The organism is Micromonospora sp. LA-10, assembly GCF_051853095.1.
GTDB classification, from domain to species: domain Bacteria; phylum Actinomycetota; class Actinomycetes; order Mycobacteriales; family Micromonosporaceae; genus Micromonospora; species Micromonospora echinospora_A.
In genome coordinates, this window is record NZ_CP195710.1 from 5,725,277 (window position 1) to 5,742,378 (window position 17,102).

Here is a 17,102-nt window from a genome sequence, read left to right on the forward strand (position 1 = left end):
CTCATGCCGGGACACCTTCCGTCTGCTCGGCTTGATCGACACCGTTACGCCGAAGTGGTGTGGTCGGAGTGGCTCCGATGCCGCCACATCGGCGTAACGGTGTCGATCAAGGTGGGCTGACAGCGCCACCGCGGGCGCCGGTGCCCGCGGTGGCGGGATCTTGGTACGAGATCGCCCTCGTGGGGGCGGTTTCGTACCAAGGTTTCTCCGCCTTCCTCATTTCGAGATGCGGCTCCCTCATGCTGGGAAGCTGCCCGCCTGTTCGGCTTGATCGACACCATTTCGCCGAAGTGGTGTGGTCAGAGTGGCTCCGATGCCACCACATCGGGGTAGTGGTGTCGATCAAGGGGTCTGGCAGCGTCGGCACCGGCACCGGTGCCCGGAACGGCAAGATCTTGGTACGGAATCGCCCTCACGGGGCGACCCCGTGCAAGATCCCCAGCCCAGCCCAGCCCAGCCCAGCCCAGCCCAGCCCAGCCCAGCCCAGCCCAGCCCAGCCCAGCCCAGCCCAGCCCAGCGCGGGCCCGGGAGCGGGAACGGGCGTGGGTGGGGGCGGGCGCGGGGGCGTGGGAAAAGTGGTCGCGGGGCGGGGGAGCGTGGGCGCAGGATGAGCGGGTGATCGAGGCGTACCCGAAGCAGGCTCCTGTCCGTGCGGCCACCGCCGCGCGTCGACAGCGCGCCCTGCCGCCGGCCGCCTCGCCCCACCTCCCGTCGTCGTGACCGGGGCGTTCCTGGCCGGCCTGGTCGCCGGCTACGGCGTCGCCATTCCGGTCGGCGCGATCGCGATCCTCATCCTCGGGCTCAGCGCGCGTACCTCGTTCCGGGTCGGTGCGGCGGCGGCGCTCGGCGTGGCCACCGCCGACGGTCTCTACGCTGCCGTCGCGGCGCTGGGCGGCGCCGCGGTGGCGAGTCGGCTCGCGCCGTTCGCAGGTCCACTGCGGCTGGTCGCCGCAGGGGTGCTGCTCGCCCTCGCCTGCCTCACCGCCTGGCGCGCGCTGCGCCCGCCCGCCCCGACACAGGAGCCGACGCCGCCTGCCCCGGTGCAGGAGCCGACGCCGCCCGCCCCAATACAGAAGCCGACCCCACTCGCCCGGACGCCGGAGCCGCGCCCGCCCGCCCCGACGCCGGAGCCGAGCGCGGAAGGCGGTCGCACGCATGGGGCGAGCGCGGCCACCCCGCGCCCGACTGCGCCGCGGGGTGGGCTGGACACGCCGGTGCGGGCGTTCGCCGCGGTTCTCGCGCTGACCCTGCTCAACCCGGCCACGGTGGTCTACTTTGTGGCGCTCGTCCTCGGCCGGGGTGACGTGCTCGGCTCCGGCCCGGCCGGGGCGGCCGCCTTCACGGCAGGGGTGTTCCTCGCCTCGGCCAGCTGGCAGTTGCTGATCGCCGGGGGCGGCTCGCTGATCGGCCGGGCCCTCACCGGGCCCCGCGGGCGGCGGGTCACCGCGCTGCTGTCCAGCGTCATCATCGCCGCCCTCGCGGTCGCCACAGCGCTAGACGTGTGACCGGCGTGGACACAACCGGGACCGACGTGGACACGACCATGTGTCGGCCCGATTGCGAGCCCGTTCATGATCAGTTACCCGGGGATCGGCCGAAACGGCAGTTGCGGATGACGGAAAGCGCTGTTCCGGTCCCGCGTCCGACCACAGGTGTCCTCGGCCGTCAGGCCGACCGGCGCGGCCTGGCGAAGCGCGGATCCCGTGAGCCGGGACGACCCGAAGCACCGTCCAGACAGAATCGCATCGTCTTTGCGGGTGATGTTCGGGCTCGCTAGTGGTCCTAGGGTCACGGAACAATCCGTGGACCATCGACGTACGTTCCGGTCATCCCCGCCGGTCGTGCATCGGTCCACACTCGACCCGGCAGGGAGAAGACTTGAGGATCACCCTGTGGCGTCCGCCGCGCGACCGGCAACCCGCCCGGCGCGGACGGACCGCTGCCCTCCTCGTCGCGGCGCTGGCCGCGGCGACGCTTCCCGTTCTCGCGGTGCCCGCGCCCGCATCCGCCGCACCCGGCGTCCACGGACCGTGGCAGAAGGTGGACGGCAAGCCGGCGGCCACCAAGGCGGGCCGTAAGGCCGCCGTCAAGGCCAAGCGGCTGGCCGCGTACAAGCTGGACCGCGGCACCATGAAGGGCCTGCTGGACAAGGCGCCGGCCGAGAAGCGCGTGGCGGTGGCCCGGGTGGCGAAGCAGGTGGTGTCGCTGCCCGCTCCGGACGGCACGTTCCAGCGCTTCGAGCTGGTCGACTCGCCGGTCATGGAAGCCGGCCTGGCCGCGAAGCACCCGGAGATCACCACGTACGCCGGCAAGGGTCTGGACGACCCGGCCGCGACCATCCGCGCGGACCTCACCCCGCTCGGGTTCCACGCCTCGGTCCGGTCGGCCAAGGGCAACTGGTACATCGACCCGTACTACCAGGGCGACCAGAGCCTGCACGCGAGCTACTTCGCCCGCGACCTGGAGCACCCGGAGGGCGAGTTCGTCGAGCGTGAGGACGTCACGCAGGAGGCGCACGCGCTGGCCGGGAGATCGCCGCGGCGGAGGTCCCGGCCGGGCCGCTGGTGAAGCTGCGCACCTACCGGGTGGCGCTGGTGACCGACCCGTCGTACGCCACCTACTTCGGCGCGGAGAACGTCACCGCCGCGAAGGTGACGCTGATGAACCGGGTCACCCAGATCTACGAGGACGAGACCGCGATCCGGCTCGTGCTGATCAACGACACCGACAAGACCAACCTGAACACGCCGGCCCTGGCCACCGAGCCGAACGGCCCGTGCGGCGCGGTGGCCTGCTTCACGCCGGCGCAGCTCACCTCCTGCGGCAGCGGCACGCTCAGCCATAACCGGATCGTGCTCGGCCAGCTGGTCGGCGCGAGCAACTACGACGTGGGCCACATCGGCCTGGGCGTCAACGGCGGCGGCGTGGCCAGCCTCGGCGTGATCGGCGGCAACGGCAAGGCGCAGGGCTGCACCGGCCTGCCGACACCGGTCGGCGACTTCTACGCGGTCGACTACGTCTCGCACGAGATGGGTCACCAGTTCGCCGGCAACCACACGTTCAACGGCACGCAGTACAACTGCTCGGGCGGCAACCGCAGCGCGGCCAACTCGTACGAGCCGGGCAGCGGTTCGTCGATCATGGCGTACGCGGGGATCTGCCAGCAGGACAACCTCCAGCCGCACAGCGACCCGTACTGGTCGCACCGCAGCTACACCGAGATCACCAACTACGTCACGTCGAGCCGCCCGGCGATCAACGAGGTGCAGAACGTCTCGCTGTACGGGTTCGACGCCGACGGTGACTCGTTCACCGTCCGCTACGCGGGCAACGACTCGGCGCCGATCGTGCGGGGCGTCAACTACACCACCGCCGGCATCAAGGCCGCCATCGAGGGCATCGCCGGCTGGCCGGTCGGCGCGACGGTCACCGTGGCTGCCTTCGGCGGCAGCGGCACCCTCAACGACAACGGCTTCCAGGTGACCTTCGGCGGCACGCTGGCCACCACCAACGTGGCGTCGCTGGAGCTGACGAACGTCTCCGGCGCCTCCGGCTTCGTCGGCGAGACGGCCAAGGGCGGCGCCATCGACAACGGCGGCTGGCTGGTCGAGGAGACCACCAACCACGCCCCGGTGGTCACCGTTCCGGACACCGTCACCATTCCGGTTCGTACGCCGTTCGCGCTGACCGGCGGCGCCACCGACGCGGACGGCGACACTGTCACGTACCTGTGGGAGCAGAACGACAGGGGCGCCACGACCGGCACCGCGCTGACGAACAACACGAAGGTCAACGGTCCGCTGTTCCGGGTGTTCGGCGAGGCGGCGATCGTGTCGCCGACGGACACGCTGAAGTACTACTCGCCGGGTCTGAACGCGGTCACCACCGACTCGACCCGGGTGTTCCCGGACATGCGGCAGATCCTGGCCGGCAACACCAACGCCGCCACCGGCGCCTGCCCGGCGGCCCCGGCGCCGCCGGCGACCGGTGGCGCCTCGAACGTGCCGGCCGAGCTGGTCGACTGCTACTCGGAGTTCCTGCCCACCCGCGACTGGGTCGGCATCGCGGGCGACCGTACCCTGCACTTCAAGCTCACCGCCCGGGACGGGCGGCTGGGTGGCGGCGGCATCGGCAGCGCCGACGTCGCCGTGGTGCTGGCGCCGGACGCGGGCCCGTTCCTGGTGACCTCGCAGGGCGCCGCCGCCGTCCTGGACGGCGGCTCGGCCCAGACCGTGACGTGGGACGTGGCCGGCACCGACGTGGCTCCGGTGAACGCCGCGCAGGTGAAGATCTCGCTGTCCGCCGACGGCGGGCTGACCTTCCCGTACGTACTGGCGGAGCAGACCGCCAACACCGGCTCGGCGACGGTGACGCTGCCGAACGTGGCGACCGAGAAGGCCCGGATCAAGATCGAGGCCGTCGGCAACGTCTTCTTCGACGTGAACGACGCCGACTTCACCATCCGCTCCGCCCCGGTCGTCACCAGCACCGCACCGGACGGGGTGAGCGTCCAGTACAGCGACCCGCTCTCGCCCGCCGTCACGGTCACCGCCACCGACGGCGACACCGCCGGCGCGGACCTGACCGCTGCCGCCTCCGGGCTGCCCGCCGGCCTGTCCCTGGCCGTCACGAGCACCTCGGCGACGGACGCCCGGCCGGGCTCGCGTACCTGGACGGTCGCCGGCACGACCACGGCGGCCCCGGGCGACTACCCGGTCACGGTGACCGTCTCCGACGGCGCCGGCCTGACCGGCGCCACCTCGTTCACGATCACTGTCACCGCCGAGGACGCGGCGGTGAGCTGGGCCGGTGACACGCTGGTGAACATCGCGACCGGCGGCGCCTCCGGCAAGGCCCTGCTGCGGGCCGTGGTCCGGGACAGCTCGGTGCTGCCCGGCGCGACGGACACCACAGCGGGCGACATCCGGACCGCCACCGTCACCTTCACCAAGGACGGCGTGACGCTCTGCACCGCGGTGCCGGCCCTGCTCGGCACGGCCACCACGAGCGCGTCCGCGGCATGCGAGGCCACCCTGCCCAAGGGCACGCACACCGTCACCGCGACGGTGGGCGGCAACTACACGGGCAGCGCCACCGCGCAGGTGACTGTCGCCGTCTCCGACGGCGCGTTCCTCACCGGTGGCGGTCACCTCACCGCGACCCGCTCGGCGGGCACCTACCCGGCCGACGTGAACTCCACCGTCGAGGTGGAGCTGAACGCGAAGCCGGGCAAGGCGAACAAGCCCGCCACCGGCAAGGCCGAGGTCGAGTTCCGCTCCGGCGGAAAGGCGTACACGATCAAGGCCGACACGGTCGACGCGCTCGGCGTCACCTCGGCGGGCAAGGCCGCCCAGGTGCGCTACCAGGCCGCCCTGTACGACAGCAAGGGCAAGCTGGTGGCCTCCGGACTGACCCTGGCCGTGACGGTGACCGACCGGGGTGCCCCGGGTCGGAACGACACCGTCGGGGTCACGCTGTGGAAGGGCGGCTCGCTGCTCTTCTCGTCCGACTGGACGGGCGGCGGCACCGCCGAGGTCGCGCTGAAGGGCGGCAACCTCACCGTCCACTGATCCGCGCGGTAGACGCGGGAGGGCGCCGATCACGGTGTCCTCCCGCGTTGCGTTCCGGGGCCCGGCGATGGCGTACCGTCGGGCCATGAGCAGCCGACCCGCCGCCGGCGGCGGCCGGTGGGTCGAGGTCGACCCCGGCCGCGTCGCCCGCTGGGTCGAGGGCTTCACCGACCGGCACGGCCCGCCGACGACGACCGTCCAGGAGTACGGGCTGCTGCTCACCGCCCCGGACGACGCCACCGCCGAGCTGCACACCCCGCCCGGCGCGAGCGCGTCGGCGGACGTACCCGGATTTGTCGCTGCTGCCACGGCGGCCCGCCGGATCGGTCTGCTCCTGGCCCGCAAGGGCGCTGTCGCCGTCGGTGTCGCCGACGGCGTCGACCTGGTGGTCTCCAAGGTGGACACCCGCTACGTGCAGGGTCGTACCGCGGCGGGCGGCTGGTCCCAGCAGCGGTTCGCCCGGCGGCGCGACAACCAGGCGAAGGCGGCCCTGGGCGACGCGGCCGAGCTGGCCGTGCGCCTGCTGCTACCGGAGGCGGGCACGCTGACGACGCTCGTCTGCGGCGGTGACCGGCGCGCGGTGGACACGGTGCTGGCCGACCGGCGGCTGGCCCCGCTGACGGCGCTGCGCGCCCCGCGCCTGCTCGACGTGCCCGAGCCCCGGCACGCCGTCCTGGTGGCCGCAGTCGCCGCCGCCCGGGCGGTCCACATCCTGGTCCGCTGAACAGGAAAGATCACCTCAAGACGGCTCAATCCCGCTCCTCGATGGTGCATCGAATCGACTCGATGCCTATCGTCGGTGTCACGAAGCCGGGTCTCCGGGCGACCCGCAGGGCAGCTTCGCCTCCGCCATCACGCGCCGACATCGTTGGGAGACGACAACTTCATGAGCGGATATCAGGACGGCCGCCTGCGGGCCCGGTGGCGCCGTGCGACGAGACTCCTCGTCGCGGCGGCGGCAATGAGCGCCGGAAGCCTCGTGCTCACCGCCGCGCTGACCGCGGGCACGGCGAACGCCGGCCCCGTGCAGGGCGCCGCGCTCGCCGCACCCACAGTCAGCAGCGTCACCGCGGGCGGCGCGCACACGTGCGCGATCAGCACCGACGGGGGACTGTGGTGCTGGGGCTCCAACTACGCCGGCCAGCTCGGCGACGGCACCACCACCAACCGCAGCGCCCCGACGCGGGTCGGCACCGCCACCTGGACCGATGTCGACGGCGGCTCCGGGCACACCTGCGCGGTACGCACGGACGGGACGCTGTGGTGCTGGGGCTCGAACTTCCGGGGCCAGCTCGGCGACGGGACCACCACCAGCCGCACCGCCCCGGTGCAGGTCGGCACCGCGACCACCTGGGCCCGGGTCGACGCCGGCCCCCAGCACACCTGCGCGATCCGCACCGACGGCACGCTGTGGTGCTGGGGCTTCAACCGGACCACGCAGCTGGGCGTCGGCGCCTCGCCGTACGTCGCGAACACCCCGCTGCAGGTCGGCACGGCCACCGACTGGGTGAGCGTCTCGACCGGCTACGGGCACACCTGCGGGATCCGGACCGGCGGCACGCTCTGGTGCTGGGGGTCCAGCTCGGACGGCCAGCTCGGGCTCGGCAACCTGGCGCCCCAGACCGCGCCCGCGCAGGTCGGCACCGCGACCGGGTGGACCGGCGTCGCGGCCGGGTACGCGCACACCTGCGGGGTCCGCTCCGGCGCGCTGTGGTGCTGGGGTGAGAACGGCTACGGCCAGCTCGGCGTGAGCGGCACCTACCGGACCGCGCCGGTGCAGATCGGCACCGCCACCACCTGGAACCGGATCGCCGCGAGCAGCGACACGAGCTGCGCGGCGCGTACCGACGGCACGCTGTGGTGCTGGGGCAAGAACTCGGCGGGACAGGTGGGCGACGGCAGCACCACCCACCGGTCCGCGCCCGCGCAGGTCGGCGCCGCCACCAGCTGGACCGGCGGCCTTGCGGTCACCGACCACGGCTGCGCGATCCGTACCGACGCCGGCCTGTGGTGCTGGGGCGACAACAGCGGGGGCCAGCTCGGGGACGGGACGACGGTCAACCGGTCCACCCCGGCCCAGGTGACAGTGCCGGCCTGACCGGCCCCGGAAACGACATCGGCCCGCACCGCCGGTCTGCGGCGGTGCGGGCCGATGCGCGGTGCGGGGATCAGGCCCCGGCGCCGAAGGTGTCGCAGGACTTCGGGTCGCCGGTGGTGAAGCCCTTGGTGAACCACTGCTTGCGCTGCTCCGAGGTGCCGTGGGTGAACTCGTCCGGATTCACCGGCCGGCCGGAGCGCTCCTGGATCGCGTCGTCGCCGATCTTCTCGGCGGCGTCGATGGCCTGGGAGATGTCCTCCTCGGTGATGCTCTTGAAGATCTTCTGCCCGCGGTCGTCGGCGGTGCCGGTGGCGTTCTTCGCCCACGCGCCGGCGTAGCAGTCGGCCTGCAGCTCCAGCTTCACCGACAGCGCGTTCGCGCTCTGCGGGTCGCGCTGCTGCTGACGGCGCATCTGCGCCTCGGTGCCGAGCAGGTCCTGCACGTGGTGGCCGTACTCGTGGGCCAGCACATACGGCTGGGCGAACTCGCCCTTGGCGCCGAGCTGGTCGGCCAGCAGCCGGTAGAACGTGAGGTCGATGTACACCTGGTCGTCGGCCGGGCAGTAGAACGGGCCCACGCCGGAGTCGGCGGCGCCGCAGGCGGTGCTGACGTTCTGGCTGAAGAACACGGTCTTCGACGGCTTGTACTGCTCGCCGAACGCCTCCGGCAGCGCGGTACGCCAGTACGCCTGGATCGAGTTGACGTAGAGGGTGTTGCGGCAGTCGAGCTGCTCCAGCGCGTCCTGCGCCGAGCACTTCTGCTCCAGCGAGGTGTTGTCGCCCTGCTCGGAGCCGCCGCCGTTGGTGGCGGCGTTGAGGCCGAAGCCGCCGCCCACCAGGGCGACGAGCACGGCGATGATGATGCCCACGATCCCGCCCCGGCCACCGCCGATCGGGATCGGGATGCCCATCCCGCCGCCTCCGCCGGACCCTCGCCGGTCGTCCACCTGGCTGGTGTCGACCCGCGCGTTCTCGTTCAGCTCCATTTGACCCCGATCACCGATGTGTCCGTTTGTGATGGTTGCGGTACCGGACCGGGTCCGGACGGCGGTTTCGGTACCCGATGATCTTGCTCGGTAATCCGGCGGAGAGGGTCCGCGGGGCCCGGTACACTTGCCCCCGTGCTGCGCTGCGAAGGCTGAACCGCCCCGCGCCGACGGGAAATCACCACCCGCCGGCGCTTTCGCGTGCCCTGAGTCAGCCCTTCCGGACCCGAGAGCGAGTACTCCGAAATGATCACTGCCACCGGCCTGGAACTGCGCGCCGGTTCCCGGATCCTGCTGTCCGACACCACCCTGCGGGTGCAGCCGGGGGACCGGATCGGCCTGGTCGGGCGCAACGGCGCCGGCAAGACCACCACGCTCAAGGTGCTCGCCGGGGAGGGGCAGCCGTACGGCGGACAGATCGACCGGCGCAGCGCCATCGGCTACCTGCCGCAGGACCCGCGTACCGGCGACCTGGACGTCACCGGCCGGGACCGGGTGCTCTCCGCCCGCGGGCTGGACGTGCTCATGGCGCAGATGAAGGAACTGGAGGACAAGCTCGCCGAGGGCGCCGACGACGAGCGGCTGGTCCGCCGGTACGGCGCGCTGGAGGACCAGTTCGCCTCCCTCGGCGGCTACGCGGCCGAGGCCGAGGCGGCCCGGATCTGCGCCAACCTCGGCCTGCCCGACCGCGCCCTGGCGCAGACCATCGGCACCCTCTCCGGCGGTCAGCGCCGCCGCATCGAGCTGGCCCGGATCCTGTTCCGCGACGCCGGGGAGAACGGCGGCGGCATCCTGCTCCTCGACGAGCCCACCAACCACCTCGACGCCGACTCGATCACCTGGCTGCGCGGCTTCCTCGGCAACCACAAGGGCGGCCTGATCGTGATCTCCCACGACGCCTCGCTGCTGGAGGCGGTGGTCAACAAGGTCTGGTTCCTGGACGCCACCCGCTCCGTGGTCGACACGTACAACCTGGGCTGGAAGGCGTACCTGGAGGCACGGGAGACCGACGAGCGGCGCCGCCGCCGGGAGCGGGCCAACGCCGAGAAGAAGGCCGGCGCGCTGATGGCGCAGGCGGACAAGATGCGGGCCAAGGCCACCAAGACCGTCGCCGCGCAGAACATGGCCCGGCGCGCCGAGCGCCTGCTCTCCGGCCTGGACGAGGTCCGCGTCGCGGACAAGGTCGCCAAGGTACGGTTCCCGAGCCCCGCCCCGTGCGGCAAGACGCCGCTGACCGCCACCGGCCTGTCCAAGTCGTACGGGTCGCTGGAGATCTTCACCGACGTCAACGTGGCGGTGGACCGCGGTTCCCGGGTTGCCATCCTGGGCCTCAACGGCGCCGGCAAGACCACGCTGCTGCGGATGCTCGGCGGGCTGCTGGAGCCGGACACCGGCGAGGTGCGCCCCGGGCACGGGCTGCGGCTGGGCTACTACGCCCAGGAGCACGAGACGCTCGACGTGGACCGGACGATCCTGGAGCACATGCGCAGCGCCGCCTCGGACCAGACCGACACCGACCTGCGCAAGATCCTCGGCGCGTTCCTGTTCTCCGGCGAGGACGTGGACAAACCGGCCGGCGTGCTCTCCGGCGGCGAGAAGACCCGGCTGGCGCTCGCCACGCTGGTCTGCTCCGGCGCCAACGTGCTGCTGCTGGACGAGCCGACGAACAACCTCGACCCGGTCAGCCGCGAGCAGGTGCTCGACGCGATCGCCCGTTACCCGGGCGCGATCGTGCTGGTCACGCACGACCCGGGCGCGGTCAGCGCGCTCAAGCCGGACCGCGCCATCCTGTTGCCCGACGGCGACGAGGACGCCTGGTCCGACGACCTCCTGGAACTGGTGGAGCTGGCCTGACCCCGCTCGTGGTCGGCCTTCCCCCGCTTTCCCTCGTTGATCATGAAGTTGGCGGCACTTTTGGAGATCCACATCGCCGTCAACTTCATGATCGACGGGCTGGGTGGGGGCCGTTCCGGGTTGGGCCTGGGGCGGTCGGGCGGGCGGGGTGGTGGTCAGGTCAGGAGGGTGGCCGCGTGGGGGAGGACGCCGGAGGTCAGCAGGATGACCGCGCCGATGACGATGAAGATCACCGGGACCAGCCAGTGGCCGGCGCGGCCGACCAGGGCCACCACCCGGGGGTGCCCGCCGAGCGCGGCGGCGACCTCGCACCACACGGCCACCAGCAGGGCGAACACCAGCAACCAGACCAGGCCGGTGGCCGGGTCGAGGGAGCGGAACACCGGTATGTAGACGGCGATGTTGTCCGCGCCGTTCGCCACGGTCACCCCGGCGACGCCGAGCAGGCTGCCGACCACCGCCGGCGGCTCGTCGTCGTCGGCGCGGGACAGCAACGCGCGGACGCCCAGCCCGATCGGCAGCAGCCCGAGCAGGCCGGGCCACGGGTCCGGCACCACGAGCAGCCCGGCGGCAGCAACCACCGCGATCGCGACGAGCGCGCCGATGCCCGCGTACTGCCCGGCGACGATCTGCCACGGCCGGGGCCGGCCGCTGTGCCGGGCGGCCACGAACAGCACGGTGAGCACGACGATGTCGTCGAGGTTCGTGGCGGCGAAGACACCGGCGGCACCCGCCGCAGCCGTGATCACGTCAATCACGCGGGGCACGATACGGCCCGCCGCACCGGTCGCCCACCGTCAACCCAAGCCACCTGACCCCGCTCGGCCCGCTCGCCCGTCCACCCGCCTGGCTTGCCCGGCCTGCCTTCGCGGCCTTCCTCGCGCACCCACCATCGGCATGATCCACACCAGTTCGCCGAAGTGGGGGTGTCCGGGGCGCGGTGATGCAGCCACTTCGGGGAAGTGGTGTCGATCATGGGGGAGGATGCCGCCACTTCGCCGAAGTGGCGCGGAACGAATCGTCGCCTGTCGATCGGTGGGCCGGTTGGCGGTGACTCGCGTGCTCTCGCCGGCATCGAACGGCCGGCCACGGGGTGAGCGTGGGCCCGTCGATGCCGCCACCTCGCCGAACTGCCGCGGACGGGCTCGTCCGGCGGGCCGGTACGGATCAGCCGGCCGGAAGGATCACTCTATCGGGAAGCTGACATTGCGTAGCGTGTCGGTTGGCGAATAGTTGATATCTGGCGCATGATCGTCCGAGGCGGTCTAATAGGTGGGACCGTATCCGAACCGCACAGTCTGGGACGTGAGGGATCAGCATGGCAGCCACCGGCACAGCCACCAGCACTGAGAAGGGTCGCCGGATCGTCGGGGCCGAGCGTCAGACGCTCGCCAAAGACCTGGTAAAGCGGTACACCGGGGGTGAGAGCATCCGTGCTCTGGCGGCCTCGACGGGCCGTTCCTACGGGTTCATCCACCGTGTGCTCACCGAATCCGGCGTGCAGCTGCGGCAGCGCGGCGGCGCCCGGCGCCGGAAGAAGGCGTGACCCGCCGCCCAGCGTCGTCCATCAGCGCAGTGTTCCGGGCCGTCCGGTGACCGCCGAGACGACCGGAGTGCGCTTCGACTGCGACGGGCCGGTCGCGACGGTGACGTTGTGCCGGCCCGACGTGCTCAACGCGCAGACCCCGGCGATGTGGTGCGCGATGAGCGACTTCTCCCGCGACCTGCCCGGCGACGTCCGCGTGGTCGTCGTACGCGGCGAGGGGCGAGCCTTCTCCGCGGGCCTGGACCTGGCGGTCGCCGGTGCCACCGGGCCGGGTTCCTTCGCCGAGCTGGCCGCGCTCCCGGAGGCGGAATGCGCCGACCGGATCGCCGAGTACCAGGGCGGCTTCACCTGGCTGCACCGGCCGGACGTCGTGTCGATCGCCGCGGTGCAGGGCCACGCCATCGGCGCCGGCTTCCAGCTCGCGCTCGCCTGCGACATGCGTGTGCTCGCCGCCGACGCCAAGCTCTCGATGGCCGAGGTGACGCTCGGCCTCGTGCCCGATCTGGCCGGCACGCGCCGCCTGGTCGAGCTGGTCGGCTATTCGCGTGCCCTGGAGATCTGCGCCACCGGCCGCCGGATGGACGCCGCCGAGGCGGACCGGATCGGCCTGGCCACGCTCGTGGTGCCGAACGACGAGCTGGACGCCGCGGTGCGTGACCTGTCGGCCGGGCTGCTCGCCAACAACCGGGACGCGATCGTCGAGATCAAGGCGCTCCTGGCGGGCGCGGCGGACCGTTCGCACGCCGAGCAGCAGCGCGCCGAGCGGGAGTCGCAGACCCGGCGCATCCGGGACCTGGCCGGCCGGGGCGAGTAACCGGCCCGGAAGCGCGATTTCGTAAGGACCGTTCGGGAAGAACCGGGTTACTCGCGAGGTTGTCACAGGCGTCTGGAGAATGGACTCCGACGATTCATGCTGCCTGACGACCCGGAGGTGACGCGTGTCCCACCCGATGGCCGGCGGCGGCATGGGCGGCTGGAGCATGCTCCGGTCGCTGCGTAACCGGGACGAGGTCTCCACCCACGAGCTCAAGCGCGGCACCGCCCGGCGGATCGTCGCGTTCGCCCAGCCCTACCGGCGTGACATCGTCGTCTTCCTGATCACCGTGATCGTCGCCGCGGTGATCGGCGTGGCCACTCCGCTGCTCGCCGGCGACGTGATCGACGCGATCGCCGGGGCCGGCCCGGACGCCCGCGCGACGGTGGTCCGGCTCGCCCTGATCATCGCCGCGCTCGCCGTGGCCGACGCGCTCTTCTCCCTGGTCCAGCGGTGGTACTCGGCCCGCATCGGCGAGGGCATCATCCTGGATCTGCGCACCCGGGTCTACGACCACGTGCAGCGCATGCCGCTGCAGTTCTTCACCCGCACCCAGACCGGCGCGCTCGTGAGCCGGCTCAACAACGACGTGCTCGGCGCGCAGCGGGCGTTCACCTCGACGCTGTCCGGCGTGGTCAGCAACGTCATCCAGCTCGTGCTCACCGCCGCCGCGATGCTCGTGCTGTCCTGGCAGATCACCGTGATGGCGCTGGTGCTGCTGCCGATCTTCATCATTCCGGCCCGCCGGGTGGGCCGGCGGCTGGCCGAGATCACCCGCGAGTCGTACAACCTCGACGCCAAGATGAACGCGACAATGACCGAGCGGTTCGGCGTGGCCGGCGCGCTGCTGGTCAAGCTGTTCGGCGCGCCTGAGGTCGAGGCCGACCGGTTCGCCCGCCGGGCCGAGCGGGTGCGCGACATCGGCATCCAGTCCGCGATGTACTCGCGGACGTTCTTCGTGGCGATGCTGCTCGTCGCGTCGCTGGCCCAGGCGCTCACCTACGGGGTCGGCGGCTGGCTGGCGGTCACCGGGGCGGTCAGCGCCGGCACCGTCGTCAAGCTGGCGCTGCTGCTGACCCGCCTCTACGGCCCGCTCACCGCGCTGTCCAACGTCCGGGTCGACGTGATGAGCGCGCTCGTCTCGTTCGACCGCGTCTTCGAGGTGCTCGACCTGCGCCCGTCCATCGCCGAGAAGCCCGACGCGGTGCCGGTGCCGCGCGGCGCCGGCCGGGTCGAATTCCGCGACGTGCGCTTCCGCTACCCGAGCGCCGCCGAGGTGTCACTCGCGTCGCTGGAAGAGGTCTCGACCCTCGACCGTACGGTGAACGAGCCCGTGCTCAAGGGCGTCTCGTTCGCCGTCGAGCCCGGGCAGATGGTGGCCCTGGTCGGCCCCTCCGGCGCCGGCAAGTCGACGCTGTCCATGCTGATCTCCCGGATCTACGACGTCAGCGAGGGCCAGGTGCTCGTCGGCGGCGTCGACGTGCGGGACGCGACGCTCGCCTCGCTGCGCGACGAGATCGGCGTGGTCACCCAGGACTCGCACCTGTTCCACGAGACCATCCGGGAGAACCTGCGCTACGCCAAACCCGACGCCACCGACGACGAGATCTGGGCCGCGCTGGCCGGCGCGCAGGTGGCCGACCTGGTCCGGACGCTGCCGGACGGGCTCGACACGACAGTCGGCGAGCGGGGCTACCGCTTCTCCGGCGGCGAGAAGCAGCGCATCGCCATCGCCCGGCTGCTGCTCAAGGCCCCGTCGATCGTGATCCTGGACGAGGCCACCGCACACCTGGACTCGGAGAGTGAGGCCGCGGTGCAGCGGGCGCTGTCGGTGGCGCTGACCGGCCGTACCGCGCTGGTGATCGCGCACCGGCTCTCCACAGTGCGCGACGCCGATCAGATCCTCGTGCTCGACGAGGGCCGGATCGTGGAGCGCGGCCGGCACGACGAGCTGGTGGCCGTCGGCGGCCTGTACGCCGAGCTGTACCGCACCCAGTTCGCGGTCACCGACTCGCCCGCGCCCCACGCCGAGGCGGAGCAGCCGGAGCCGGTCGTGACCACGGTGCCGATGGGCACCTACGTCGCCCACGAGGCCCTGCCCCCGGCGGCAGCCAACTAGCGGACCGACGAGGCCCCACTCCCGGCGCGCAACGGCTGGACCGGGGCGGACCGGCTGGACCGGGGCCGACCCGGCGGACCGGGGCCGACCCGGCGGAGCGGCTGGACCGGCTGTACCGGAGTCGACCGGCGGACCGGCGGGGGCGGCTGGACCGGGGTGGACCGGCTAGACCCGGGGCGGGCCGGCTGGGCCGGGCCGACTGGGCGGACCGTCGGCGCCCCGGCTGGCACCGGACTCCCGGAGCCAAGCCCTAACCCGCGACGACCGCGGCACGCAGCTCGGCGAACGCGGCGCCGAGCGTCTCCGGGGTGAAGTGGGCGTTCAGGCCGCTCGGGTTGGGCAGCACCCAGAGCCGGGCCGGCCCGAGCGTCTCGGGCTGCGGCCCGAAGCCGGCCTTCGGCCGGGTGAACCCGATCCGGTACGCGGTCACGCCGACCACCGCCACCCAGCGCGGCTGGTACCGCTCGACCTTCGCGGTGAGCATGGCGGCGCCGTCGACAAGTTCCGTGGCGGTCAGCTCGTCGGCGCGGGCACTGGCGCGGGCCACCATGTTGGTGATGCCGAGGCCGAGCGCTGGCATCGTGTCCTGCTCGCTGGGGTGCAGCAGACGCGGGGTGAAGCCGCCCCGGTGCAGGGCGGGCCAGAACCGGTTGCCCGGGCGGGCGAAGTGCCAGCCCGTGGCCGCCGACCACAGGCCCGGGTTGATGCCGACGAAGAGCACGTCCAGACCGGGCGCGATCACGTCCGGCAGCAGCCGGTCGGCCGCCGCGGCGAGCTGCTCGCGGCTGGGGCGTGGGTGCCGCCGTGCGGGCGTGCCGGGGCCGGGCGCGGCCTCGGGCCGCCCACCGCCCGGCCGCCGTCGATCACTCACCGGCCCACCGCCCCGGGTGCCCGGCAGACGCCAGCCGCCAGCGACATCCAGCCCGCCGCGGGCACGGCCATCCGCCCCCGGCGCACCACAGCCGCCGCGGAAAGCCCCCTCACGGGAGCCACGACCCCGGAAAGCCCGCTCACCGCAGCGACGGCCGCGGGAAGCCCACTCACGGGACCCACGACCCCGGAAAGCCCGCTCACCGCAGCGACGGCCGCGGGAAGCCCACTCACGGGACCCACGACCCCGGAAAGCCCGCTCACCGCAGCGACGGCCGCGGAAAGCGCGTTCACCGAAGCGACGCCCGCGGCAAGCCCGCTCACCGGAGCCGTAACCCCGGAAAGCCCGCTCAGCGCAGCGACGGTCGCGAAAAGCGGGCTCGACGCAGCCACGAACCCGGAAAGCCCGCTCGTCGGAGCCACCGTCGCGAAAAGCCCGGCCACCGCAGCCACACTCACAGCCCGCGCAGCGCGCCGCCGTCGACAGGGACGGTCACCCCTGTGACGTACCCGGCGGCGGGGGAGAGCAGGAACGCCGCCACCCGGCCGAACTCCGCCGGGTCGCCGATGCGGCCCAGCGGGATCGCGGCCTCGGCCTGGGCTCGGGCCCGCTCGGGGTCGCCGGAACCGGCCAGCAGTTCCCGGTTGCGGTCGGTCATGATCCGTCCCGGCAGCAGGCTGACCACGCGTACGCCGCGCGGGCCGAACTCGTCGGCCATGTCCTTCGCCACGCCGGCCAGGCCCGGCCGCAGGCCGTTGGAGATGCCGAGCCCGGGCAGCGGTCCGCGTACCGACGTGGACAGCACCAGCCCGATCGCGCCGCCGTCGGTCAGCGCGCCGGCCACCGTGCGGGCGAGCCGGACGCTGCCCAGGAAGACGGTTTCGAACGACTCGCGCCACTGCTCGTCGGTGACAGTGGCGGCGGTGCCGGGCGGCGGGCCGCCGACGGAGATCAGCGCGCCGTCGAGCCGGCCGAAGTGTTCGCGGGCGGCGGCGACGAGGCGGTCCGGGGTGCCGGGGTCGGTGAGGTCGGCGGTGAGCCCGATCGCCCGCTGCGGGTCGCCGAGCGCCTCGATCGCGGCGGCCACCCGTTCCGGGGCGCGCGCGGCGATGACGACCCGGGCGCCGTCGGCGACGAGTTGTTCGGCGGTGGCGAAGCCGAGGCCGCCGGAGGCGCCGGTCAGCACGTACACCCGGTCGGCGAGTCCGAGATCCATACGCCCGATCCTGCCGTACCGGAGGTCGC

At 72.8% G+C, this 17,102-nt stretch carries 13 protein-coding genes; 9 read left to right on the forward strand and 4 right to left on the reverse strand.

Features of this window, described 5'->3' with window-relative positions; translation table 11 throughout:
• Positions 1-716: 716 nt before the first annotated feature.
• The 5 genes from ACSDG8_RS27010 (at position 717) to ACSDG8_RS27030 (ending at position 7,668) form a co-directional block, all read left to right on the forward strand.
• Positions 717-1,505 (forward strand): LysE family transporter, encoded by a 789-nt coding sequence (locus ACSDG8_RS27010; RefSeq protein WP_439427323.1) that lies wholly within the window; start codon positions 717-719, stop codon positions 1,503-1,505.
• 373 nt (positions 1,506-1,878) lie between these two features.
• Positions 1,879-2,568: a hypothetical protein gene (locus ACSDG8_RS27015; RefSeq protein WP_439427324.1), complete on the forward strand. Its 690-nt coding sequence runs from the start codon at positions 1,879-1,881 to the stop codon at positions 2,566-2,568.
• Positions 2,565-5,570: a M12 family metallo-peptidase gene (locus ACSDG8_RS27020; RefSeq protein ID WP_439427325.1), complete on the forward strand. Its 3,006-nt coding sequence runs from the start codon at positions 2,565-2,567 to the stop codon at positions 5,568-5,570. The genes ACSDG8_RS27015 and ACSDG8_RS27020 overlap by 4 nt, the downstream gene beginning before the upstream one ends.
• An 85-nt stretch (positions 5,571-5,655) precedes the next feature.
• A complete protein-coding gene (locus tag ACSDG8_RS27025; RefSeq protein WP_210895052.1) occupies positions 5,656-6,294 on the forward strand; it encodes an acVLRF1 family peptidyl-tRNA hydrolase in 639 nt (212 codons plus the stop codon).
• Between the two features lie 162 nt (positions 6,295-6,456).
• Positions 6,457-7,668, forward strand: a complete 1,212-nt coding sequence (locus ACSDG8_RS27030; RefSeq protein WP_210895053.1) for an RCC1 domain-containing protein — start codon at positions 6,457-6,459, stop codon at positions 7,666-7,668.
• Between the two features lie 70 nt (positions 7,669-7,738).
• On the opposite strand, the gene ypfJ is transcribed toward ACSDG8_RS27030, so the two are convergent.
• Positions 7,739-8,653, reverse strand: coding sequence for a KPN_02809 family neutral zinc metallopeptidase (ypfJ, locus tag ACSDG8_RS27035; RefSeq protein WP_210895148.1), 915 nt, complete (start codon positions 8,651-8,653; stop codon positions 7,739-7,741).
• Positions 8,654-8,899: 246 nt separating this feature from the next.
• Here ypfJ and ACSDG8_RS27040 point away from each other — a divergent pair, with 246 nt between their 5' ends.
• Positions 8,900-10,507, forward strand: coding sequence for an ABC-F family ATP-binding cassette domain-containing protein (locus ACSDG8_RS27040; RefSeq protein WP_210895054.1), 1,608 nt, complete (start codon positions 8,900-8,902; stop codon positions 10,505-10,507).
• 155 nt (positions 10,508-10,662) lie between these two features.
• Here ACSDG8_RS27040 and ACSDG8_RS27045 read toward each other — a convergent pair whose 3' ends face one another.
• Complete coding sequence (locus ACSDG8_RS27045) at positions 10,663-11,265, reverse strand: cadmium resistance transporter (RefSeq protein WP_439427326.1); 603 nt, start codon at positions 11,263-11,265, stop codon at positions 10,663-10,665.
• A 560-nt stretch (positions 11,266-11,825) separates the two neighbouring features.
• On the opposite strand from ACSDG8_RS27045, the gene ACSDG8_RS27050 reads away from it, so the two are divergent.
• The 3 genes from ACSDG8_RS27050 to ACSDG8_RS27060 all read left to right on the forward strand — a co-directional run bounded on the left by ACSDG8_RS27050 (position 11,826) and on the right by ACSDG8_RS27060 (position 14,986).
• The gene (locus tag ACSDG8_RS27050; protein WP_007072022.1) at positions 11,826-12,053 is read left to right on the forward strand and encodes a helix-turn-helix domain-containing protein; all 228 of its coding nucleotides are present in this window, start codon (positions 11,826-11,828) and stop codon (positions 12,051-12,053) included.
• A gap of 46 nt (positions 12,054-12,099) precedes the next feature.
• The gene (locus tag ACSDG8_RS27055; protein ID WP_439427327.1) at positions 12,100-12,867 is read left to right on the forward strand and encodes an enoyl-CoA hydratase/isomerase family protein; all 768 of its coding nucleotides are present in this window, start codon (positions 12,100-12,102) and stop codon (positions 12,865-12,867) included.
• 136 nt (positions 12,868-13,003) lie between these two features.
• Positions 13,004-14,986, forward strand: a complete 1,983-nt coding sequence (locus ACSDG8_RS27060) for an ABC transporter ATP-binding protein (protein ID WP_439428074.1) — start codon at positions 13,004-13,006, stop codon at positions 14,984-14,986.
• Positions 14,987-15,236: 250 nt separating this feature from the next.
• Here ACSDG8_RS27060 and mug read toward each other — a convergent pair whose 3' ends face one another.
• Together mug and ACSDG8_RS27070 are read right to left on the reverse strand one after the other, a co-directional pair.
• Positions 15,237-15,857, reverse strand: coding sequence for a G/U mismatch-specific DNA glycosylase (gene mug, locus ACSDG8_RS27065; RefSeq protein WP_439427328.1), 621 nt, complete (start codon positions 15,855-15,857; stop codon positions 15,237-15,239).
• 454 nt (positions 15,858-16,311) lie between these two features.
• Positions 16,312-17,073: an SDR family oxidoreductase gene (locus tag ACSDG8_RS27070; RefSeq protein WP_439427329.1), complete on the reverse strand. Its 762-nt coding sequence runs from the start codon at positions 17,071-17,073 to the stop codon at positions 16,312-16,314.
• Positions 17,074-17,102: the final 29 nt, after the last annotated feature.

Coding starts and splice junctions, on each gene's coding strand:
- ACSDG8_RS27025 (WP_210895052.1), top strand. CDS start 5,656: ATGAGCAGCCGACCCGCCGCCGGCGGCGGCCGGTGGGTCGAGGTCGAC.
- ACSDG8_RS27030 (WP_210895053.1), top strand. CDS start 6,457: ATGAGCGGATATCAGGACGGCCGCCTGCGGGCCCGGTGGCGCCGTGCG.
- ypfJ (WP_210895148.1), bottom strand. CDS start 8,653: ATGGAGCTGAACGAGAACGCGCGGGTCGACACCAGCCAGGTGGACGAC.
- ACSDG8_RS27040 (WP_210895054.1), top strand. CDS start 8,900: ATGATCACTGCCACCGGCCTGGAACTGCGCGCCGGTTCCCGGATCCTG.
- ACSDG8_RS27050 (WP_007072022.1), top strand. CDS start 11,826: ATGGCAGCCACCGGCACAGCCACCAGCACTGAGAAGGGTCGCCGGATC.
- ACSDG8_RS27060 (WP_439428074.1), top strand. CDS start 13,004: ATGGCCGGCGGCGGCATGGGCGGCTGGAGCATGCTCCGGTCGCTGCGT.
- ACSDG8_RS27070 (WP_439427329.1), bottom strand. CDS start 17,073: ATGGATCTCGGACTCGCCGACCGGGTGTACGTGCTGACCGGCGCCTCC.